This window comes from Curtobacterium sp. AC273, from assembly GCF_979253735.1.
In genome coordinates this window covers 58,161-79,702 of sequence record NZ_CEEDDU010000003.1, presented here as the reverse complement: position 1 = coordinate 79,702, position 21,542 = coordinate 58,161, and the positions used below count along the sequence as shown (strand labels likewise).

Genomic DNA, 21,542 nt, shown 5'->3' with positions numbered 1-21,542 from the left:
CCGGCGACGACGACAGCGCCCGGAGGCACAGGTCGACGTCCTCGAGCCCGTTGGCGTAGACGGGGTCGAACCCGTGCCAGCGGATCAGGTCGGCGGCCCGGAAGGCGGCGGCGGCAGCGGTGATCGCCGAGAACCGAGCAGAGCCGGCACTCCCGGCACCGCCGGCATCCCGAGCACCGCCGGCACCGCCGGCACCCCCAGCGAAGAAGCGCGTCGCATCGTGCCGCGGGTGGTCCCCGAGGAAGTGCCACGGCAGCACCTTGTCGCCGCCGAACACGGTGCCGGCGGCCTGCACGACGCCGTCGGGGTAGAGCAGCAGCGGCTGGGCGCCGAGGACCGCGCGGTCGTCCAGCGCGGCGACGAGGGCCGGAGCCACCCCGTGGTCACCTCGGTGTCGTTGTTGAGCATCACGACGGTGCCACCGGAGGACCGGGCGAGCCCGAGGTCGCTGCCGAGCGCGAAGTTCCGGTTCCGGTCCTCGCGCTGCAGGACCACCCGCGGCTCGTCGCGGAACCAGGCGCCGAGGATGGCGGACACCGAGCGCGGCGACCCGTTGTCGACGAGCACGACCTCGACGCGGTCGCCGTCGTGGTCGGCGGCGCCGAGCACCGCGTCCACGGCGCGGCGCGTCATCGTCCAGTCGCGGTAGACCGGCATGACGACGGACACAAGCGCCGCGTCTCGGGTCGGCGCCGCCGCGGCCAGGGCGTCCCAGTCGATGCGGTGGCGGGCGAGCGCGACTTCCTGCCACGAGGCCGGCTGCGCGGACGAGACACGGCGCGGGTCGCGCACGTTGTCGTAGTCCACACCGAGCACGGGCACGTAGGCGGGGACGCCGAACCGCTCGCCGATCCGGAGGAGCCACTCCCAGTCGATCCAGCGCCGGAGGGTCTCGTCGAACGGTCCGACGGCCGCGGCGACGTCGCGTCGGACGACGAGCACGTTGAGGTCGATGAAGTTGCCGGCGAGCAGGTCCTCCAGGGAGCCGTCCTCGCCGCGGTACGTCTCCACGGGCGCGGTCGAGTCGTCGGCGTTGTTCGCGCCGATCATCCGGACGGCGGTGTGCACGCCCGGGCCGTCGGTTTCCAGCAGGGCAGCGAGCGCGGCGGACAGGTGCTCGGGCCGCCAGGTGTTGTCGGCGTCGAGGAAGGCCACGAAGTCGCCCCGGACGGCCGCCAGCCCGGTGTTCCGCGCGGCCCCGGCGCCGCCGTTCTCGCGCTCGATCAGGCGGATCCGCGGCTCGTCCGCGGCGATGCCGCGCACGACCTCGGCGGTCTCGTCACCGGATCCGTCGTCGACGACGACGAGCTCCCAGTTGGTGTGCTGCTGTGCGCGGACCGAGTCGATCGCCGCACCGACCGCGTCGGCGCGCCGGTAGACCGGCATCACCACGGACACGAGCGGCTGCTCGGCGTCGCGACGGGCGACGCCGCGCGGGTAGCGCGCGAGCGCCTCGGCCGCGTCGGGGCCGTCCCACGTGGAGCGGTACCGACGTCGGGTCCGGTGCTGCGCGTCGGCGAAGGCGCGGGCTGCCAGCACGGCCGCCTCGCGCGCGGCGCCCCAGGTGGGTGCCGGGCCGCGACGGCCTGGAGGCACGGGGAGCGCGGTCGCGTCCGTCGCGTTCTGCAGGAAGTGGCGGAGTGCACCCAGCGTGGACGTCGGGCGGTCGGCCGCCGGTACCGAGGCGGCGTACACGCCGGCGTCGAACAGCGGTCCGGTCTGGAAGAGCTCGGGGCCCTCCTGGTGCAGGGCGTCGTACCAGGACATCGCGGGCACGGGCTGGTGCTCGCGCATCCACTCGTGCTCGACGAGCGGGCTGAGCGACAGGCCGCGCTGCCCGTCGTTGTGCACGTAGAACGAGATCGCCTCGTCGTCCGTCGCGAAGGTCCGGCCGGTCTGCGCCTCGAGGTACCCGCGGTCGAGCACCCCGAACTCGGCGATCCGACGGGCCCAGCGGTCGAGCCGGTCGGTGACGGTCAGCGGCTTCTCTGGCCCCCGCAACTGCCGAGCGAGCCGGCGTGCGACCCGTCCGATGCCCCCGCGGTCGGCCATCAGCGGCGACCCGGCAGACGCGAGGCGACCTTGGCGATCGCCTGACCGGTGCGGAACGACCGGCTGGCGCGGAGGTCGTCGAGCTCGCGGCGCAGGCGCGTGACCTCGTCGGAGGCGTTGTCCCGCGCGATCTCGGCGGCGGTGAGGTCGAGGGGGAGCAGCGCTGCCCACCGCGCTCGAGGGTCTCGGCGCTGCGCTCGAGGGGTTCGGCGAGGGCGCGGTCGAGACCGGCACGTGCCTCGGCGACGGCGTCCGGCGCGACGACCACGGCGAAGCGGTCGACGAGCGGCGCGACCGTGTCGGCGCCGGACCGGTGCGCCCGCGACGACCACGGGAGGGCCGGGGCAGCGGAGCGCACGACGACCAGGTGGAGCGCACGGCGGTTCGCCAGGACGACCTCGGCCGGGGTCGGGTCCACGAGCACGGCGACGGTGACGAGGTCGTCCGGGTTGGGGTCGTCGGTGGTGACGGTCCACGCGGCCGGGGCCGACGTGCCGGAGGGGAGCCGCGCCTCCAGGGCGAACCCGTCCCCGAAAGCCGCGTCGATCTGGCGGACGAGCGCGTCTGCGTCCGCGACGTGTCGCAGGTCCACGGCGAGCCGGGGCGTGTCGCCGGTGGGGACCAGCGCGTCGGCGAACCGCTCCGTCGCGGTCGTGCCGTGCCGCTGGTACGCGGCCACGGCGTCGGGCAGGAACGGGTAGCGGCGCTCGAGCTCGCGCTGGTGTGCCGCCCGCAGGGCGTTGCGGTTGCCGGAGAAGCTCTTGCCGCCGGCGTGCAGGACGAGGGCGTGGTTCGCGATCTTCGCGAGCCAGCCGTGCGCGGCGATGCGCAGGCAGTAGTCGTTCTCCTCGCCGTAGCCGGGCGCGAACGCCTCGTCGAAGAGCCCGTGCTCGGTGATGAGCTCGCGGCGGGTGAGGAAGCAGAAGCCCATCGCGACGGGCAGGACCTGCGAGACGGGCAGCAGCGGCGCGAGCGCGCCCCAGACCGCGCGGGTCCGGGCCTCGGTCCGGGCGGCGCCCCGGTTCGTCAGGCGGTACGGGATGCTCGCGATCGTCGCGTTGTCGCTCCGCGCGGTCACGACGCCGGTGCGGTCCTCGTCGAGGACCTCGAGCATCGCGTCGAGGAAGCCCGCGGTCGGCACCGCGTCGCTGTTGAGCAGCAGGACGGCCTCGCCGTCCGTGCCCGGGTCGAGCTCGGTGACCGCACGGTTGCAGGTGCCGACGAAGCCGAGGTTGTGGTCGTTGCGCTCGTACCGGAATCCGGGGCGGTCGCCGATGCGCTCGAGCAGGGCGCGCTCGATCGGGTCGGCGTCGGGGCCGCAGTCGTTGACGAACAGCGCACGGTGCCGATCGGTGTCGAGGTGCTCGAGGAGCCCGTCGACGCAGCGGAGCAGGGACTCGAGGTCGCCGTACACCGGCACGACGACGAAGGTGGGACGGGTCATCGGGAGGACTCCTGGTCCGGGTCGTTCACTGACTGGTCGGCTTCGCGCGCGGCGGTTCCCGCGGTCGGTGCGGTGGTTCCCGCTTCCAGCGCGGTGGCCACCGCGTCGACCGCGGCGTCGAGCGGCCCGCCGAGCGCGCCGTCCGCGAGCGGGACGAAGCCCGTCGGACCGTTCGCAGCGGCCTGCCGGACGGCGTCGGCGACGGCGAGCCCGAGGGACCGGGCGTCCGCCGGCACGGCGGTCAGGTTCGGGTGCAGGTGCCCGCGGGTGTCGCGGAACTCGTTCGTTACCACGCGGGCGCCGGAGATCGCACCGTCGAACGGCGGGTGGCTGGGGTGCGGGCTGTGCTGCAGCGAGAGCACCACGTTGGTCGACGCGATGAACCGGAAGTAGTCGTCCCACGGCATCGTGCCGTGGCTCACGAGCTTCACGTCGCCCTGGCCACCGTCGAGCTCGACGTCGCCGTGCTGCTCGCCCGCGGAGTGGAACTCGACCCGGATGCCGTCCGCCGCGAGCTCCTGCACCGCCACGCGGAGGGCTGCGACGCCGAGCCGGAACAGGTTCCGGTGCTTGCTCGGCCGGCCGTAGAAGAGGACGCGGACCACGTCGTCGCGCGTCCGGGCTCCGGCGACGCGTTCGAGCAGCTCGACGTCGAGGTGCGGCGCGAACGTGCGCTCCGGCGGGACGTCCAGCCCCTCGACGTCGGCGAGGTACTTGCGGAGCGGCTCCGAGTTCACGAGCATCCGGAAGCCGGCGCGGTAGGTCGAGGCGGCGACGGCGTACTCGGTCGACCAGGGGCTGAAGCCGGGTTCGTAGTCCTGCACGAGGTACACGACGCGGTCGCGGGGGACCACCCCGGCGGCGACGTCGATCGGGTGCGCGGTCTTCCAGTGCGTGGCGATCCAGACGTCGTCGTGGCCGAACTCGGTGCCGAGCACGTCCTCGCGCCGCACGACCCGCACGCCGGGGCGCCCGTCGACCCGGGACTCCGGGAAGCGGTCCGCGATCAGCGCCTCGGCGGCCGCGGCGGAGTTGCCCGGGGTCGTCCACCGCACCATCACGACGCGCACCCGGCGGCCGAGCCGTGCACCGAGCGCGAGCGCCACCGCGAGGGCGGTCTGCACGCCGGCGAACGCGGCACCCTCGCGGAGCTCGTCGACGACGAGGACCACCTCGGGCGTCCGGTCCACGGTGCGGATGCCGGCGATCGCCAGGCTCGTCTCCACCAGGCCCTCGAACGGCCGTGCGGTCAGGGTGCCCGGTCACGCTCGCGGCGGGCCACCCCGACGTCCACGCGGGACACCGTCCGGCCGAGTCGTTCGCGGACGTCGTTCCGGTAGTGGCCGTCGCGCGCGTACCGTTCGTTCACGCGCACCAGGTCGCCGACGAGGCGCCGTGCCTTCTCGAAGTTCATCGACACTCACGTTACTGGGCGCGGGAGGTCTTCCGTCCGACCCGCTCGGTAGGCTTGTGCCCCTGATGATGCAGCGAATCGACCTCCGCGGCGGCCTGCCCGCCCGTGCCGAACTCCTCCGACTCATGCCCCGGGCCGTCGGCGACGTCTCGCACGCGGTCGACGCCGCACGCGAGCTGGTGGAGGCCGTCCGGCACGACGGCGCGGACGCGCTCCGCGAGCAGGCCGAGCGGTTCGACGGGGGAGCGCCGGCGAACGTCCGCGTCCCCGCCGCCGAGATCGCCGCGGCCGTCGCCGGGCTGACCCCGGCGCTCCGCGACGCGCTCGACGAAGCGATCCGCCGCGTCCGGGCAGCGAGTGCCGCCCAGGTCCCGTCGCCGTCGGTGACGACCCTGGCCGACGGCGCCGAGGTGCACCAGCGCTGGCAGCCGATGCGCCGCGTCGGGCTCTACGTCCCCGGTGGCAAGGCCGTCTACCCGTCCAGCGTCGTCATGAACGTCGTCCCCGCGCAGGTCGCCGGCGTCGGGTCGATCGCCCTCGTGTCCCCGCCGCAGCGCGACCACGGCGGCGCGGTGCACCCGACGATCCTCGCGGCCGCGGGGCTCCTCGGAATCGACGAGGTCTACGCGATGGGCGGTGCCGGCGCGATCGGTGCGCTGGCGTACGGCGTGGCGTCGATCGGCCTCGAGCCCGTCGACCTCGTCACCGGGCCGGGCAACAATTACGTCGCCGCGGCGAAGCGGATCGTGCGCGGCACCGTCGGCATCGACTCCGAGGCCGGCGCGACCGAGATCCTCGTGATCGCCGACGACACCGCCGACCCCGGGTACGTCGCCGCCGACCTCATCAGCCAGGCCGAGCACGACGAGCAGGCCGGCAGTGTGCTCGTGACGACGTCGGCGGCGTTCGCCGACGCGGTAGAGGCAGCCATCCCGTCGCGGGTGGCGTCCCTGGGGACGGCTGCGCGCCTCCAGACCGCACTCGACGGACCGCAGTCGGCCGTCGTGCTGGTGGACTCGCTCGCCGACGCCGCGACCGTGAGCAACGCCTACGGGCCGGAGCACCTCGAGATCCAGACCGCCGACGACGACGCGGTGCTCGCGCAGATCGACGCCGCCGGTGCGGTGTTCGTCGGGCCGAGCACGCCCGTCAGCCTCGGCGACTACCTGGCCGGCTCGAACCACGTCCTGCCGACCGGGGGCCAGGCGCGCTTCGGCTCCGGGCTGTCCGCGTCGACGTTCCTCCGCCCGCAGCAGGTCATCCGCTACACGGCGGACGCCCTCGCCGAGGTCGGGTCGCACATCGTCGCCCTCGCCACCGAGGAACAGCTCCCCGCGCACGGCGCCGCCGTGACGGAGCGCACGAACCGATAGCCTGGGGACGCCATGTTCTGCCCCTTCTGCCGCCACCCGGACTCCCGCGTCGTCGACTCCCGGACGAGCGACGACGGAACCTCCATCCGCCGCCGCCGCCAGTGCCCCAACTGCGGGCGCCGCTTCTCGACCACCGAGACCGCATCGCTCAACGTGGTGAAGCGCAACGGCGTCACCGAACCGTTCAGCCGCGACAAGATCGTGTCCGGCGTCCGCAAGGCGTGCCAGGGCCGACCGGTCACCGACGGCGACCTCGCGGTGCTCGCGCAGCGGGTGGAAGAGACGGTCCGCGCCTCGGGCTCGAGCCAGATCGACGCGAACGACATCGGCCTCGCGATCCTCGCGCCGCTCCGCGAGCTCGACGAGGTCGCTTACCTGCGGTTCGCCAGCGTCTACCAGGCGTTCGACTCGCTCGACGACTTCGAGGACGCCATCACGCAGCTCCGGATCGACCACCACGGCCGCCGGACCGACGCCGACTCCGGCGCGGCGGATGCCCCGGCGTCCGCCGGTGCTGGCGCATGAGCGGCATCGCGGAACGACTCGTCCGCGGCGCCTACGCCGTCGTCTTCCGGTCCGTGTTCGCCAACATGGACCCCGAGCGCGCCCACCACGTCGCGTTCGCCGTGATCAAGGTGCTGCCGCACGTGCCGTTCGTCGGCCGGGTGGTCGAGCGGTACTCCCGCCCGTCGGCACTCGACGGCGTCACCACGATGGGCATCCACTTCCCGTCGCGCTTCGGCCTCGCCGCCGGGTTCGACAAGGACGCCCGCGGCATCGCCGGACTCGGGGTCCTCGGCTTCGGGCACGTCGAGGTCGGCACCATCACCGCCAAGGCGCAGCCCGGCAACGAACGGCCACGGCTCTTCCGGCTCATCGCCGACCGCGCGCTCATCAACCGGATGGGCTTCAACAACCACGGCGCCGCCGCGGCCGCCCGCCGGCTCGAACGCGCGCGCCGGAACCCCGGTCGCCCGGTCATCGGCGTCAACATCGGCAAGAGCCGGGTCGTCGACGTCGCCGACGCGATCGACGACTACCTCGAGTCCACCCGACGGCTCGCGCCCTTCGCCGACTACCTGGCGGTCAACGTCAGCTCGCCGAACACGCCGGGGCTCCGCGGCCTGCAGGAGCTCGACCAGCTCCGCCCGCTGCTCAGCGCCGTGCACGACGCCGCCGGTCGGGTCCCCGTGCTCGTGAAGATCGCGCCCGACCTCGACGACGAGCAGATCGACGCCATCGCCGGGCTCGCGGTGGAGCTCGGGCTGTCCGGGGTGATCGCGAACAACACGACGATCTCGCGCTCGGGGCTCACCACGCTGGCGTCCGAGGTCGAGGCGATGGGCACCGGAGGACTCTCCGGCGCGCCGGTCGCCGCGCGATCGCTCGAGGTCCTCCGCCGTGTCCGGGCCGCCGTGCCGTCGGACTTCTGCGTCATCGCCGTCGGGGGAGTCACGAGCGAGCAGGACGTGCAGGACCGGATCGACGCGGGGGCCACGCTCGTGCAGGGCTACACGGCGTTCCTCTACGAGGGGCCGACCTGGGCGACGCGGATCAGCCGGCTGCGGCGTCGGCGGTTGCGGCGCGCTGCGCGCTGACGCTGCGGTCCTGGCGTCCCGGGTTCGGCGTCCCCGTCCTACGGAAGGGCGGGACTCGCCGCTCAGGTTCGCCGAGGGGGCAGGGCCGGTCGTATCGGGCCCGCTCGCGGGGTCGCCCCCGGCGCGGCGTGACCAGGTGACGGCCGGGAGGCGCGGGTCGGCCCCGCACCGCGCCTCCAGGCCGTCGGTGGTGCGTCGAGGTCGCAGGACACGCCGCGTGCGATGCGGCGAGATCGCACGATGTGTCGCCGTCGGCGGGCTCGGGCGGCACATTGTGCGATCTCGAGGGCGTGCCGGCGTGCCGGCGTGCCGGGCGCGGGGTGCGTCGAGGTCGCACGACGCGCCGTGTGTGGGGCGTCGAGATCGCACGATGTGTCGTCGTGGGCGGCGTCTGGCGGCACATTCTGCGATCTCGAGGGCGCCCTCGCGCGGCCGTGCCCGCCGGACGTCACTTGGGTCGGGGTCGCCCGACGCGCCGCGTGCGGTGCGGCGAGATCGCACGATGTGTCGCCGTGGGCGGGCTCGGGCGGCACATTGTGCGATCTCGCGGGCGCCTCGCGCGCCCGCGCCCGCCGGACGTCACTTGGGTCGGGGTCGCCCGACGCGCCGCGTGCGGTGCGGCGAGATCGCACGATGTGTCGCCGTGGGCGGCGTCGGGCGGCACGTTGTGCGATCTCGAGCGCCCGCCGCGCACGCGCCGGACGCGACGAAGCGCCGCCTGGCAGGCCGGACGGCGCTTCGTGGAGGGTCAGCGGGTGGGGTACTGCCCGCGCTTGACCTGCGGCTTCGGCAGGCGCAGGAAGCGCAGCTGCCATGCGCGCGTGAGGATGTAGAGGAACGTCCCGCGCTGCATCGAGCCGAACTTGGCGGTCAGCTTCTTGCGGAACGACAGCCACAGCACGATGCAGTCGAGCACGAAGAGGGCGACGAACGCCCACACGAGCAGCAGCGCGTACGAGGCGATGACGGTCTGCGAGGCCGCGAACCCGACGATCAGGAACAGCACCAGCACCGGCATCATGATCTCGCCGACGTTCCAGCGGGCGTCGATCCAGTCGCGCACGAACTTGCGCTGCTCGCCCTTGTCCTTCGCGGGGAGGTAGCGCTCCTCGCCGTTGGCCATGCCGACGCGGGCCTTCTCGCGCTCGTTGGTGAGGCGGGCGCGCGCGGCCTTCTTGTCCTCGGACGAGCCGCCGACGATGGGACGGCGGTTGGCTGCCTCTCGCTCCCGACGGGTCGGCGTCGGACGGCCCTTGCCCTGCTCGAGGAGTTCTTCCTCAGAGGGGTTCACGGTCGTGTTGGTCTTGGGGGCTGCCTTCGCCACGGTGCGTTCCTAACGGCGGTGTGCGTGCTGGATCGTCCTCTAGATTACCGGGCATGACCGACACCGAACAGCACAGCCCCGCGACCGACCCCGCGCTCCTCGACGCCCTGCGCGAACACGTGCAGGGCGCGCTGCCCACCACGATCGCCGATCTGTCCGCGCTGGTGCGGCTGCCGTCGGTGTCCTGGTCGGCCTTCGACCCGGCGAACGTGCGGGCCAGCGCCGAGGCCGTGGCGGACCTCGCGCGCTCGACGGGCGTGTTCGGCGCGGACGACGTCCGCATCGTCCGGTCGGCGGTCTCCGGCGACACCGCGCAGGTCGAGTCGTCCGGCGGAGAGCTCGGGCAGCCCGCCGTGCTCGCCGTCCGCCCGGCCCGCAACGGCAAGCCCACCGTGATGCTCTACGCCCACCACGACGTGCAGCCGCAGGGCGACGACGCGCTGTGGGAGACGCCCCCGTTCGAGCCGACGCTCCGCGGCGACCGGCTGTACGGCCGCGGCGCCTCGGACGACAAGGCCGGCGTGATGACCCACATCGCGTCGCTGCGGGCGCTCCACGCGCAGTTCGGTGACGACCTCGACCTCGGGGTCGTGCTGTTCGTCGAGGGCGAGGAGGAGTTCGGCTCCCGGTCGTTCCGCACGTTCCTGCGCGAGCAGAAGGAGCACCTGGCGGCGGACGTCATCGTGGTGGCCGACAGCGACAACTGGTCCACCGAGGTGCCGTCGATCACGGTGTCACTGCGTGGCAACGTCACGTTCAAGCTCACCCTGACGACGCTCGAGCACGCGAGCCACAGCGGCATGTTCGGGGGAGCGGCCCCGGACGCGATGATCCCGATGGTGCGCCTGCTCGCCTCCTTGCACGACGACGCGGGGTCGGTCGCGGTCGACGGCCTGACCTCGTACGAGGCCGACGTCCCGGACCGTTCCGACGCGGAGCTCGCGAAGGACGCCGCGCTGCTGCCGGGGGTGAGCCCGGTCGGTCGTGGCCAGGTGCTGTCGCGGATGTGGTTCCAGCCGTCGATCACCGTGACCGGCATGGACGTCCCGAGCGTCGCGAACGCCTCGAACACCCTCCTGCCGACCGTGTCCGCCCGCGTCTCGATCCGGGTCGCGCCCGGCCAGGCCGCGACCGAGGCCTACGCGGCCGTCGAGCGGCACCTGCGCGCCCACGTGCCGTTCGGCGCGCGGCTGGAGATCTCCGAGCCGGACGCCGGTGACGGCTTCCTCGTCGACACCGCCGGCTGGGCCGTCCAGGAGGCGCGGATCGCCATGGCCGAGGGCTGGGGCAACGAGGCGGTCGAGCAGGGCATCGGCGGCTCGATCCCGTTCGTGTCCGATCTGGCCGCCGAGTTCCCGGACGCCCAGATCCTGGTCACCGGCGTCGAGGACCCGGACACCCGGGCGCACAGCCCGAACGAGTCCCAGCACCTCGGTGTCCTGCACCGGGCCATCGCCTCCGAGACGATCCTGCTGGCGCGTCTCGCGACTCGCGGGTGACGGTGCTTACAATCGACGCAGGCGCGGTGAACCACACCGCCCGGAGGGAGACGCGCGGATGAGCGACACCATCACCGACAACGCACCGACGACCGAGGCGCCGTCGCACGGCGTCCTGCTCAGCGACGCGGCCGCGGCGAAGGTGGCGAGCCTCCTCGAGCAGGAGGGTCGCGACGACCTCCGCCTCCGCCTCGCCGTGCAGCCCGGTGGCTGCTCGGGCCTGATCTACCAGCTCTACTTCGACGAGCGTCTGCTCGACGGTGACGCCGCCGTCGAGTTCGGCGACGGCGTCGAGGTCGTCGTGGACAAGATGAGCGTCCCGTACCTCGACGGTGCCTCGATCGACTTCGAGGACACCATCCAGAAGCAGGGCTTCACCATCGACAACCCCAATGCGCAGGGCAGCTGCGCGTGCGGTGACAGCTTCCACTGAGCGACGCCGATCCGGTTCACGAGCGGGGAGCGACCGACACTGGTCGCTCCCCGCTCGTGTGTTCTCCGGGCGTGCCCCCGCGCAGCTCCGGGCATGACCAGGGAAAACGGGGCCATCGGGGTGCGCATCGCGGCTCGGAGCGTGTCGCGTGTGCGCAAGCGGTGTCGAGCTGCGAGTAAGCTAGGAGTGTTCCAACCAACCTGGAAGTCAGCCATGCGCGACCTCTGCGTCGCAGGCTGTGCCGGTTTCACGTCTTCCGAGAGGTAACAGTGCGTTCGAATCGCCGTATACGTTGGGCGGCCGTCCCGGTGGCCGTCGGTCTGGTCATCGCACTGGCTGGCTGCACGCAGCAGCAGTTGAACGGATGGCTCCCCGGCACGGAGGAGACGAAGGACGTCACCAACCACACGAGCCGAATCGTCGGCCTGTGGACCACCAGCTGGGTCGTCCTGCTCGCGGTCGGTCTGATCGTGTGGGGCCTCATCATCTGGGCCGCCATCGTCTACCGCCGCCGCAAGGGCCAGACCGGCCTGCCGGTGCAGATGCGGTACAACATGCCGCTCGAGATCTTCTACACGATCGTGCCGCTGATCCTGGTGCTCGGCTTCTTCGCCTTCACCGCGAAGGACCAGGCCGCGATCGAGAAGCCCTTCACCAACCCGGACGCCACCGTGCACGTGTACGGCAAGCGCTGGGCGTGGGACTTCAACTACATCGACCAGAAGAACCCCGACGAGAGCGTCTACTACCAGGGCATCCAGGCCCAGGAAGAAGAGAACGCCAACGGGGCCATCGACGAGTCGCAGCTGCCGACCCTGTACCTGCCCCAGGGCAAGAAGGTCAAGATCGAGCTCTCCTCGCGCGATGTCGACCACTCCTTCTGGATCATCGACTTCCTGTACAAGAAGGACATGCTCCCCGGGGAAGACGAACTACGAGTACTTCATCCCGGAGAAGCTCGGCACGTACCAGGGCAAGTGCGCGGAACTCTGCGGTGAGTACCACTCGCTCATGCTCTTCCAGGTGAAGGTCGTCACGCCGACCGAGTACAACCAGTACCTCGCGGACCTCAAGGACCAGGGCAAGGTCGGTCTGCTCGGCAACGAGTACAACACCAACACCAACGAACCGAACAACAAGGCGCCCGTCACGGCGTCGAGCGAGAACAAGTAGGGGCTCGTCTGATGACAACGTCACTCGTCGGCCAGCCGACCAGGCCCTCGACGCCGGACTTCCAGGCGTCGAAGGTCGGCCGGAAGGGCAACATCATCGTCCGGTGGATCACCTCCACGGACCACAAGACCATCGGGTACATGTACCTGATCGCCTCGTTCATCTTCTTCCTGCTCGCGGGTGTGATGGCGCTCGTGATCCGCGCCCAGCTCTTCGAGCCCGGCCTGCACGTGGTCGCGACGAAGGAGCAGTACAACCAGCTCTTCACGATGCACGGCACGATCATGCTGCTGCTGTTCGCGACGCCGCTCTTCTCGGGCTTCGCGAACGCGATCATGCCGCTGCAGATCGGTGCGCCGGACGTCGCCTTCCCGCGTCTGAACGGCTTCGCCTTCTGGCTCTACGTGTTCGGTGCGCTCATCGCCGTGGGTGGCTTCCTCACCCCGCAGGGCGCCGCGTCGTTCGGTTGGTTCGCCTACGCGCCACTCAGTGACACGACGTTCACACCAGGGCTCGGCGGCACGTTGTGGGTCTTCGGGCTCGGCCTGACCGGCTTCTCGACGATCCTCGGCGCCGTGAACTTCATCACGACGATCATCACCATGCGCGCCCCGGGCATGACGATGTTCCGCATGTCGATCTTCACGTGGAACACCCTCGTGACGGCGCTGCTCGTGCTCATGGCCTTCCCGGTCCTCGCGGCAGCCCTGTTCGGCCTCGGTCTCGACCGCGTGTTCGACGCCCAGATCTTCAACCCGGCGAACGGTGGGGCACTGCTCTGGCAGCACCTCTTCTGGTTCTTCGGCCACCCCGAGGTCTACATCATCGCGCTGCCGTTCTTCGGCATCGTCTCCGAGGTCTTCCCGGTCTTCAGCCGCAAGCCGATCTTCGGCTACAAGACGCTCGTCTACGCGACCATCTCCATCGCGGCCCTCTCGGTCACGGTGTGGGCACACCACATGTACGTCACCGGTGGCGTCCTGCTCCCGTGGTTCTCGCTCATGACGATGCTCATCGCGGTCCCGACCGGCGTGAAAATCTTCAACTGGGTCGGCACCATGTGGCGCGGCTCGGTGACCTTCGAGACCCCGCTCCTCTGGGCGATCGGCTTCCTCATCACCTTCACGTTCGGTGGTCTCACCGGTGTGATCCTGGCGTCGCCGCCGCTCGACTTCCACGTGTCCGACTCGTACTTCGTCGTCGCGCACTTCCACTACGTGGTCTTCGGAACCGTCGTCTTCGCGATGTTCTCCGGCTTCTACTTCTGGTGGCCGAAGTGGACCGGCAAGATGCTCAACGAGCGTCTGGGCAAGATCCACTTCTGGCTCCTGTTCATCGGCTTCCACACCACGTTCCTCATCCAGCACTGGCTGGGCGTCATCGGCATGCCGCGTCGCTGCGCGACCTACCTGCCGAACGACGGCTTCACGTGGATGAACCAGCTGTCGACGATCGGCTCGATGATCCTCGCGATCTCGTTCCTGCCGTTCATCTTCAACGTCTACGTCACCGCCCGGAACGCACCGAAGGTCGCCGTGAACGACCCGTGGGGCTACGGCCGTTCGCTCGAGTGGGCGACCAGCTGCCCGCCGCCGCGGCACAACTTCACGTCGATCCCGCGCATCCGTTCGGAGTCGCCGGCCTTCGACCTGAACCACCCGGAAGCGGGTGTGCCGATCGGTGTCGGTCCTGCGAAGGACGCTCCGGACGCTCCGACCTACGACGCCGCGAAGGGCGAGGTGAAGTAAGGCGATGCGCGCCAACACCAATCTGTTCTGGATCCTCTTCGGGTTCTTCATCCTCGCGGACGCCGCGTACACCATCTGGTCGCTCATCTACTACGGCGAGCCGGAGTGGGTCGGCACCGTGGCCATCGGCCTCACCGGGATCATGTCCGCGTTCATCGCGTTCTACCTCGGCAAGGTCATGTCCTCGCAGGGCGGCGTGCTGCCCGAGGACCGTCCGGACGCCAACATCGAGGACGGCGACGCCGAGCTCGGGCACTTCAGCCCGTGGTCGTGGTGGCCGATCCTGCTGGCGGGGTCGACCGCGGTCGTGTTCCTCGGCGTCGCAGCCGGCCTCTGGATCGTGCCGATCGGTCTCGCCCTCGTGGCGGTCACCCTCGTCGGCTGGGTCTACGAGTACTACCGCGGCAACTTCGGTCACTGACCTGACGCTGCAGCGCACCTGACACATTCGGGCGGCACCACCTCGGTGCCGCCCGAAGTGCGTCCGGGCACGATGCAGCGGGCACAATGCAGACAGCCGGGCACGACCGGCACCGCACGACCGGCACCGCACGACCGGCACCGCACGACCAACCGGCCCCGACGAACGGCCCCACCAGCGCCCCGGTCCCCGGACCGGGAATCATCCGGCCCGCACACGGCTTGCCCTCAAGCGGACTACCTCCACCACAGCGAAAGGAGTCACCCCCGGTGACCGACAAGCGCACTCTCATCATCTTCGGCGCGACGGGCGACCTCGCCTCCCGCCTGCTGCTGCCGGGCCTCGGCCACGTTCCTGCAGAGCGGTCGAGCGGTTCCCCGTCCAGCTCATCGGCACCGGGCGCAGCGCCCGCAGCGAGGAGCAGTGGAAGGACATCGTCACGAAGTCCTTCGCGTCGCAGGACGTGAAGGGCCCGGAGGTCGACGCCACCATCGCGTCGACCGAGTTCATCCAGGGTGACCCGACCGACCCCGAGCACCTCAAGGCCCTGCTCGCCGCAGCGGACAACGAGCCGGTGCTCTACTTCGCCCTGCCGCCGCAGATCGCGTCCGACATCTGCGAGGCCCTCGAGCACGTCGAGCTCCCCGCCGGCACGACCCTGGCGTTCGAGAAGCCGTTCGGCACCGACGTCGCGAGCGCGCGGCCCTCAACGAGACGGTCCTCAAGCTCGTCCCCGAGGAGCGCGTGCACCGCACCGACCACTTCCTCGGTCGCACCACGGTCCTCAACATCATCGGTCTGCGCTTCGCGAACCGCCTGTTCGAGCCGATCTGGAACGCGGACAACATCGAGAAGGTCGACATCTTCTACGACGAGACCCTCGGTCTCGAGAACCGCGCGCAGTACTACGACGAGGCCGGCGCGATGGTCGACATGATCCAGTCGCACCTGCTGCAGATCCTCGGCATCGTGACGATGGACGCCCCGGCGGACATCGACTCCGTCGAGTTCCGTTCGTCCCTGGCCCGCGTGCTCCGTTCGACCGAGCTCAAGGGCGGCGACCCGAAGGTCGCGTCGCGTCGTGCCGTGTACACGGCCGGCACCATCGACGGCAAGGAACTGCCCTCGTACCAGGACGAGGACGGCGTCGACAAGTCGCGCAAGACGGAGACCCTCGCCGAGATCTCGGTCGAGGTGGACACCGCGCGCTGGAAGGGCGTCCCCTTCACCCTGCGCTCCGGCAAGGCGCTCGGCGCCAGCCGCAAGGAAGTCCTGATCACCTTCAAGCCGGTGACGCGCCTGCCCTCCGGCCTGTCCGGTCGCCCGAAGACGGACACGCTCCGCATCGTCCTGAACCCGGACGAGATCGAGCTGACGGTGTCGGCGAACGGCGGCGGCAACCCGTTCGAGATGGGCCAGGTCACCCTGTCCTCCTCGTTCGCCGACGGTGAGCTCACCCCCTACGGCGAGGTCCTCAACGGCATCTTCCACGACGACCCGCTGCTCTCGATCCGCGGTGACGTGGCCGAGCGTTGCTGGGAGATCGTCGAGCCGGTCGTCAAGGCCTGGAAGGCCGACGAGGTCCCGCTCGAGGAGTACCGCGCGGGTTCGCGCGGCCCGGCGGACTGGGAATCGTCGTCCTGAGTCGGTGACCCCCTGACGGACTGGAGGCGCGGTGCCAGCTGGCGCCGCGCCTCCAGTCCGTCTGTGCGTGCGTTCGTCGGTGGGTTGCCGTGTGGATTTGGGCGTACCTGCCCGTTTCTTCCGGGCAGGTACGCCCGGATCGACCCAGCCATGCCCGGAACGACCGGGTACGCCCGGAACGACCAGGCACGCCGCAGGGGACGCCTACGCGGTCTTGCCCGCTCGCTCGCCCTCGCCCGTCCACGACCGCGTGCCGCCGTCGTGCACCGGCAGGCGAGTGCGGTGACCCGCGGCCGCACCGCGTGCCCGGGCGATGGCGTCGGCGGCGGACACGAGGGTGAGGTGCGAGAGCGCCTGCGGCGTGTTGCCGATGTGGTGCCCGGTGACGACGTCGATCTCCTCGGAGAGCATGCCGACCTCGTTGGCGTAGCCCGTGAGCACGTCCATCAGGCGTTCGGCGTCGTCCACCCGGCCGGATGCGGCGTACTGCTCCACGAGCCAGAACGAGCACGCCAGGAACGGGTGCTCGGCGCCGGAGAGCCCGTCGAAACCGGAGGACGTCCGGTAGCGCAGGACGAGACCGTCCGACCCGGTGCTGAGGTCCTGCTCGATCGCGGCGACGGTGCCGGTCATGCGCGGGTCGTCGGCCTTGAGGTACCCGATCTGCGGCAGGACGAGCAGGCTCGCGTCGACCTCGTCGGTGTCGTAGTGCTGCCGGTAGCTGCCCCGGTCCGCGTTCCAGCCGTGCTCCTCGATCTCGTCGCGTACGGCCGCGCGGAGGGTGCGCCAGCGGTCGACGGGACCCTCGAGCCCGAACTCCTCGACGGCGGCGACCCCGCGGTCGAACGCCGCCCAGATCATCGCGCGCGAGTGCGTGAAGTGCCGGCGCGGGCCGCGCATCTCCCAGATGCCGTTGTCGGGCTCCTGCCAGTGCTGCTCGACGTAGCCGAGCAGGGCGCGCTGCAGTGCCCAGGAGTCGGCGTTCTCCTCGACGCCGAGCTCGCGTGCGTCGTGCAGGGCCGCCAGCACCTCGCCGAACACGTCGCCCTGGTACTGCGTGTAGGCGCCGTTGCCCACGCGGACGGGCGTGGAGCCGTCGTAGCCGGGCAGGTTGTCGAGCGTGCGCTCGGGGAGTTCCCGCTCGCCGGCCACGCCGTACATGATCTGGACGTCGGCGGGGTCACCGGCGATCGCACGGAGGAGCCAGCCGCGCCAGTGTGCCGCTTCGTCGCGGTACCCGTGCGCGATGAGCGAGGCGAGCGCGAGTGAGGCGTCGCGGAGCCAGACGTACCGGTAGTCCCAGTTGCGTTCGCCGCCCGGGTCCTCCGGCAGGCTCGTGGTCGCGGCGGCCACGACGCCACCGGTCTCGGCGTGCGTCATCGCGCGGAGGAACATGAGCGAGTTCCGGGTCGCCTCGACGTACCGGCCCTCGGTGCGGATCGGCGCCATCCACTCCCGCCACCACGCACGGGTCCGGTCCAGCGCGACGTCGACGTCGAGCGGCTCCGGCGGTTCGCGGTGCGAGGGGTACCAGGTGAGCGCGGTGTCGACGACGTCGCCGTCGTGCACGGTGCTCGTCGCGGTGTGCCGGTGGTCGTCGGGCCGGAACTGCACCCCGCGGACGATGACCGACGCCGGTCCCGCCGTGGCCAGCAGCGCGGGGTCCTCGTCGCCGCCGATCTGCCGGACCCAGGGGAGTGCTCGGGCGTAGTCGAACCGTATGCGGAGCACCTGCTGGACCTCGACGGTGCCGCGCAGGCCACGGACGCGGCGGACGATCGTCGCCCGGTGCGCGCCGATCGGCATGAACTCGGTGACCTCGACGATGCCGGTGCTCGTCGTCCACACCGTGGAGAGCACGAGCGTGTCGTGGTCGTACCGGCGGGTGGCGGTCGCGTCGGGGTCGGTCGGGCGCAGGGTCCAGTGGCCGTGGTCCTCGGTGCCGAGGATCGACGCGAAGGTCGAGTGGCTGTCGAACCGGGGCAGGCAGGCCCAGTCGATGGTGCCGTCCCGGCCGACGAGCGCCGCGGTGTACGTGTCACCGATCAGCGCGTGGTCCTCGATGCGGTTGGTCGGTGGGGTGGCCTCGCTCATGGGGCGATCCAACCACCGCCGGCCGTGCGCCAGGCCGAGCGGCCTGTGCGGTCCCACGGTGCGCGGGCCGCACAGGCCTCGGTGCGGGAGCCGGTCGGGCTCAGTGCGGGTCGGCGGGGTCGGCTTCGGCCAGACCGACGCGGGCCAGCTCCGACCAGATGCCGGCGCCGTCCGGGGCGTACACCCACGGGGCGGACGACTCGCGCGAGCGTTCCTGCGCCCGGGAGCGACCACCGGCCAGGACGGCCTCGCTGGTGGAGAGCTGCCGGATGGCGACGCCCGCGACGTTCTCGGGGTGCGCCCGGGCGAACTCGCCGTACAGCGACTCGTCGTGCTGCCCGTCGTCGCCGACCAGGAGCCACTGCACGTCCGGGAAGTCCTTCGCCAGGCGCTCGAGGTTCTGCTGCTTGTGGAGCTGCCCGCTGCGGAAGAACCGGTCGTGCGTGGGCCCCCAGTCGGTCAGGAGCAGGGTACCGGCCGGGTAGAGGTTCCGGCTGAGGAAGCGCTGCAGCGTCGGCGCGACGTTCCAGGCACCCGTGGACAGGTAGACCGTCGGCGCGCCGGGGTGCTGCGCGAGCACGCGTTCGTAGAGCACCGACATGCCCGGGACGGGGCGACGACCGTGCTCGGTGAGGACGAACGAGTTCCACGCGGCCAGCATCGGGCGGGGGAGCGAGGTCACCATCACGGTGTCGTCGATGTCCGACAGCAGGCCGAAGCGTGTGTCCGGGTGGACGATGAAGACGTCGGCCTCGACGTCACGCATGCCCCCGGCGGAGAGCTTGATCGTCTGCCAGCCGGGCTCGAGGTCGATCGGCACGATCGCGTCGACCACGCCGCCGCGGTCGGACTGCACCACGTGGGTGGTCCCGCCGGCCGTGATCGTGACCTCGGCGTCGTCGACGGCGACGCTCGTGAAGCTCTTCCACCCGCGGACGCCGTAGAAGGATGCGTCGGAGGCGAGACCGCGTCGGGTGAGGAGGACGCGGCACAGCACGCGGATCCAGCCGGGGGCGCCGTAGCCGGTGTACGGGATCACCGTCGGCACGAGGCCGCGGCGACGGGCCCGGTGCTCACGGAACTCCTGGACGGCGTCCTCGATGCGGGCGGCACGGTGCAGGATCGGCTCGGCCAGCGACGGTTCGTGGGGCGTCGGGTCGGGCATGTGTCGATCATTCCACGGTCGGACCGCGACACCTACGACCTCGCAGGTGCTTTGGGAGAGTCGCAGCGATATTCCAGCCGGTCTCTGCGACAGTTGGTGCGTCGCCCACCCACATGACCGCGCTGTCGGCGCAAGAGGAGAACACGTGCTCGTCACCGAGGTACCGAACGCACTGCCGGGGGGATCATCACTGCTCAGGAACGAGCCGGTCCAAGCCCGCAGTTCGGCGCGCCTCGCGGGTCTCCTCGACGCCGCCGCCGCGGTGATCGACGAGATCGGGTTCGAGCGCCTGACGACCGCGATGGTCGCCGAGCGGGCCGGGGCCTCCATCGGCACCGTCTACCGCTACTTCCCGGACCGCATCGCCGTCGTCGAGGCCCTGGCGATCCGGAGCACCCAGCGCCTCGCCGAGCGCTTCGTCAGCACCCTGGCCGAGAGCGATGCGACGACCTGGCAGCAGGCCTGCGACGCCCTCATCGACGTCACGGCCGACATGTACCGCACCGAGCCGGGCTTCCGCGCGATCCGCTTCGGCGACGCCGCGGATACCGGCACCGGGGACGCCGAGGACCGCATGGCGGCCCTCGGCGGGACCGTCGCGCAGATCATGCACGAGCGGTTCGGCCTGCCGGTCGGCGAGCGGATGGCCCGCACCTGGGTCGTCCTCGCCGAGTCCTCGCACGCGGTGCTCGCCCGCGCCCACCGCGACCCGGCACACCCCGACACCGCCCTGATCGAGGAGTACCGCCGGATGAGCCGCACCCACCTCGAGACGGTGCTCGCCGCCGACTGACACCCCGGTTCCGCACAGCAGGACCAATCCCTCGACGCCCGCCCTCCGAACTGGAGGCGCGGGCGTCGTCGTGCGTCGGCGCTGCGGTCCGGCCCGCGTCGACTCCAGGGCCGTGGGCACCATCCGGAACACGTCACGGATCGTCATCCGCAACCGATGTCGTACCCGACGGGTACTCTCACTCGGAGTCGGGCTACCTCCGAACAGAAGGGCACCCATGATCGAGTTCCGCAGTGTGCGCAAGACGTACCCGGACGGCACCAACGCAGTCGACGACTTCAGCCTCGTCATCCCCTCCCGGACCACCACGGTCTTCGTGGGGTCGAGTGGCTGCGGCAAGACCACGTTGCTCCGCATGATCAACCGGATGGTGGACCCGAGTTCGGGCGCCGTCGAGATCGACGGCGAGGACGTCGCCGGCGTCGACCCCGTGCAGCTCCGTCGCCGGATCGGCTACGTGATGCAGAACGCCGGGCTGCTGCCGCACCGCAAGGTCGCCGACAACATCGCCACCGTGCCGCTGCTGACCGGCGTCTCCAAGGCCGAGGCCCGTGCGCGAGCCCTCGAGCTGATGGACACCGTCGGGCTCGACCGCGCCTTCGCGGACCGGTACCCCTCGCAGCTCTCGGGCGGCCAGCAGCAGCGCGTCGGCGTCGCTCGTGGCCTGGCGGTGGACCCGAACATCCTCCTGATGGACGAACCCTTCGGCGCCGTCGACCCGCTCGTCCGCAACGACCTGCAGGACGAGCTCATCCGGCTGCAGCGCGAGCTCGGCAAGACGGTCGTCTTCGTGACGCACGACATCGACGAGGCATTCAAGCTCGGCGACCAGGTCGTCATCCTGAAGAAGGGCGGCGAGATCGCCCAGCTCGGCACGCCGGCGGAGATCCTCGCCGAACCCGCCGACGACTTCGTCGCGAACTTCATCGGCGCGGGCCGCGGCCGCCGCGCCCTCCGGGTCGAGCAGACCCCGACCGGTCCGATCGTCGTCGACGGCGAGGGGCGTGCCGCGGGCGTGCTCACCGGGCCGGTCCAGGTGGTGGACGCCGCCGAAGCCGTGCCGCAGGCGCAGCAGGGCGACGCGTGAACTGGGTCCTCGGGAACCTCGACACGATCAGCGACAACCTGATCGCACACGTCTGGCTGTCGATCCCGCCGGTCGTCATCAGCTTCGTGCTGTCGGTGCCGATCGGACTGCTGGTCTCCCGGCTCCGCAAGCGCCGCGGGCCGCGCGGGCGACGGGGTCGACGATCGTCGTGGTCGCGAGCCTGCTCTACACGATCCCGGCGCTGCCGCTCTTCCTGGTGCTGCCCGCGGTGCTCGGCACGAGCTACCTCGACCCGGTGAACGTGGTCATCGCGATGACG

The 21,542-nt window shown here is 71.3% G+C and carries 19 protein-coding genes and 2 pseudogenes; 14 read left to right on the top strand and 7 right to left on the bottom strand.

Features of this window, described 5'->3' with window-relative positions; all coding sequences use genetic code 11:
- Positions 1-84 precede the first annotated feature (84 nt).
- From ACZ8AI_RS05045 to ACZ8AI_RS05030, 4 genes are read right to left on the bottom strand one after another with little or no spacing between them, the layout of a single operon-like run.
- Positions 85-1,386: a glycosyltransferase gene (locus ACZ8AI_RS05045; RefSeq protein ID WP_464856995.1), complete on the bottom strand. Its 1,302-nt coding sequence runs from the start codon at positions 1,384-1,386 to the stop codon at positions 85-87.
- Positions 1,280-3,496 (bottom strand): glycosyltransferase family 2 protein, encoded by a 2,217-nt coding sequence (locus tag ACZ8AI_RS05040; RefSeq protein ID WP_464856993.1) that lies wholly within the window; start codon positions 3,494-3,496, stop codon positions 1,280-1,282. Before ACZ8AI_RS05040 ends, ACZ8AI_RS05045 begins: the two co-directional genes overlap by 107 nt.
- On the bottom strand, positions 3,493-4,722 hold the full coding sequence (locus ACZ8AI_RS05035) for a rhamnosyltransferase WsaF family glycosyltransferase (protein ID WP_464856991.1): 1,230 nt from the start codon (positions 4,720-4,722) through the stop codon (positions 3,493-3,495). The genes ACZ8AI_RS05040 and ACZ8AI_RS05035 overlap by 4 nt, the downstream gene beginning before the upstream one ends.
- Before the next feature lie 23 nt (positions 4,723-4,745).
- Positions 4,746-4,910, bottom strand: a complete 165-nt coding sequence (locus ACZ8AI_RS05030) for a hypothetical protein (protein WP_464856989.1) — start codon at positions 4,908-4,910, stop codon at positions 4,746-4,748.
- 65 nt (positions 4,911-4,975) lie between these two features.
- Here ACZ8AI_RS05030 and hisD point away from each other — a divergent pair, with 65 nt between their 5' ends.
- The 3 genes from hisD to ACZ8AI_RS05015 are packed head-to-tail and all read left to right on the top strand — an operon-like array spanning position 4,976 to position 7,881.
- Positions 4,976-6,283, top strand: a complete 1,308-nt coding sequence (hisD, locus tag ACZ8AI_RS05025; RefSeq protein ID WP_464856987.1) for a histidinol dehydrogenase — start codon at positions 4,976-4,978, stop codon at positions 6,281-6,283.
- 12 nt (positions 6,284-6,295) lie between these two features.
- A complete protein-coding gene (gene nrdR, locus ACZ8AI_RS05020; RefSeq protein WP_464856985.1) occupies positions 6,296-6,808 on the top strand; it encodes a transcriptional regulator NrdR in 513 nt (170 codons plus the stop codon).
- Positions 6,805-7,881 (top strand): quinone-dependent dihydroorotate dehydrogenase, encoded by a 1,077-nt coding sequence (locus ACZ8AI_RS05015; protein WP_464856983.1) that lies wholly within the window; start codon positions 6,805-6,807, stop codon positions 7,879-7,881. Before nrdR ends, ACZ8AI_RS05015 begins: the two co-directional genes overlap by 4 nt.
- 748 nt (positions 7,882-8,629) lie before the next feature.
- On the opposite strand, the gene ACZ8AI_RS05010 is transcribed toward ACZ8AI_RS05015, so the two are convergent.
- The gene (locus tag ACZ8AI_RS05010) at positions 8,630-9,205 is read right to left on the bottom strand and encodes a DUF3043 domain-containing protein (RefSeq protein WP_071292845.1); all 576 of its coding nucleotides are present in this window, start codon (positions 9,203-9,205) and stop codon (positions 8,630-8,632) included.
- Between the two features lie 53 nt (positions 9,206-9,258).
- On the opposite strand from ACZ8AI_RS05010, the gene ACZ8AI_RS05005 reads away from it, so the two are divergent.
- The 8 genes and pseudogenes from ACZ8AI_RS05005 to ACZ8AI_RS04970 all read left to right on the top strand — a co-directional run bounded on the left by ACZ8AI_RS05005 (position 9,259) and on the right by ACZ8AI_RS04970 (position 16,123).
- Complete coding sequence (locus tag ACZ8AI_RS05005; protein WP_464856980.1) at positions 9,259-10,704, top strand: M20/M25/M40 family metallo-hydrolase; 1,446 nt, start codon at positions 9,259-9,261, stop codon at positions 10,702-10,704.
- A gap of 58 nt (positions 10,705-10,762) precedes the next feature.
- The gene (locus ACZ8AI_RS05000) at positions 10,763-11,137 is read left to right on the top strand and encodes a HesB/IscA family protein (RefSeq protein ID WP_139199979.1); all 375 of its coding nucleotides are present in this window, start codon (positions 10,763-10,765) and stop codon (positions 11,135-11,137) included.
- A gap of 269 nt (positions 11,138-11,406) precedes the next feature.
- Positions 11,407-12,310, top strand: a pseudogene (ctaC, locus tag ACZ8AI_RS04995) (aa3-type cytochrome oxidase subunit II).
- Between the two features lie 11 nt (positions 12,311-12,321).
- On the top strand, positions 12,322-14,058 hold the full coding sequence (ctaD, locus tag ACZ8AI_RS04990) for an aa3-type cytochrome oxidase subunit I (RefSeq protein WP_464856978.1): 1,737 nt from the start codon (positions 12,322-12,324) through the stop codon (positions 14,056-14,058).
- 4 nt (positions 14,059-14,062) lie between these two features.
- Positions 14,063-14,479 carry a cytochrome c oxidase subunit 4 gene (locus ACZ8AI_RS04985; protein ID WP_071292849.1) on the top strand — a complete coding sequence of 139 codons (417 nt, stop codon included), beginning with the start codon at positions 14,063-14,065 and terminating at the stop codon, positions 14,477-14,479.
- Between the two features lie 269 nt (positions 14,480-14,748).
- Positions 14,749-14,946, top strand: coding sequence for a hypothetical protein (locus ACZ8AI_RS04980; protein WP_464856976.1), 198 nt, complete (start codon positions 14,749-14,751; stop codon positions 14,944-14,946).
- A pseudogene (locus ACZ8AI_RS04975) lies at positions 14,868-15,125 on the top strand (glucose-6-phosphate dehydrogenase); the annotation flags it as partial. The gene ACZ8AI_RS04980 and the pseudogene ACZ8AI_RS04975, both read left to right, overlap by 79 nt.
- Positions 15,126-15,223: 98 nt before the next feature.
- Positions 15,224-16,123, top strand: coding sequence for a glucose-6-phosphate dehydrogenase (locus tag ACZ8AI_RS04970; protein WP_464856974.1), 900 nt, complete (start codon positions 15,224-15,226; stop codon positions 16,121-16,123).
- 204 nt (positions 16,124-16,327) lie between these two features.
- Here the strand turns inward: ACZ8AI_RS04970 and ACZ8AI_RS04965 are convergent, their stop codons facing one another.
- Together ACZ8AI_RS04965 and ACZ8AI_RS04960 are read right to left on the bottom strand one after the other, a co-directional pair.
- On the bottom strand, positions 16,328-18,217 hold the full coding sequence (locus ACZ8AI_RS04965) for a glycoside hydrolase family 15 protein (protein ID WP_464856972.1): 1,890 nt from the start codon (positions 18,215-18,217) through the stop codon (positions 16,328-16,330).
- 100 nt (positions 18,218-18,317) lie between these two features.
- The gene (locus tag ACZ8AI_RS04960; RefSeq protein WP_464856970.1) at positions 18,318-19,382 is read right to left on the bottom strand and encodes an App1 family protein; all 1,065 of its coding nucleotides are present in this window, start codon (positions 19,380-19,382) and stop codon (positions 18,318-18,320) included.
- 145 nt (positions 19,383-19,527) lie between these two features.
- Here ACZ8AI_RS04960 and ACZ8AI_RS04955 point away from each other — a divergent pair, with 145 nt between their 5' ends.
- From ACZ8AI_RS04955 to ACZ8AI_RS04945, 3 genes are all read left to right on the top strand, one after another.
- Positions 19,528-20,175 carry a TetR/AcrR family transcriptional regulator gene (locus ACZ8AI_RS04955; protein ID WP_464856968.1) on the top strand — a complete coding sequence of 216 codons (648 nt, stop codon included), beginning with the start codon at positions 19,528-19,530 and terminating at the stop codon, positions 20,173-20,175.
- A 217-nt stretch (positions 20,176-20,392) separates the two neighbouring features.
- A complete protein-coding gene (locus tag ACZ8AI_RS04950) occupies positions 20,393-21,262 on the top strand; it encodes an ABC transporter ATP-binding protein (RefSeq protein WP_464856966.1) in 870 nt (289 codons plus the stop codon).
- Positions 21,259-21,522: a hypothetical protein gene (locus ACZ8AI_RS04945; protein WP_464856964.1), complete on the top strand. Its 264-nt coding sequence runs from the start codon at positions 21,259-21,261 to the stop codon at positions 21,520-21,522. The genes ACZ8AI_RS04950 and ACZ8AI_RS04945 overlap by 4 nt, the downstream gene beginning before the upstream one ends.
- Positions 21,523-21,542: the final 20 nt, after the last annotated feature.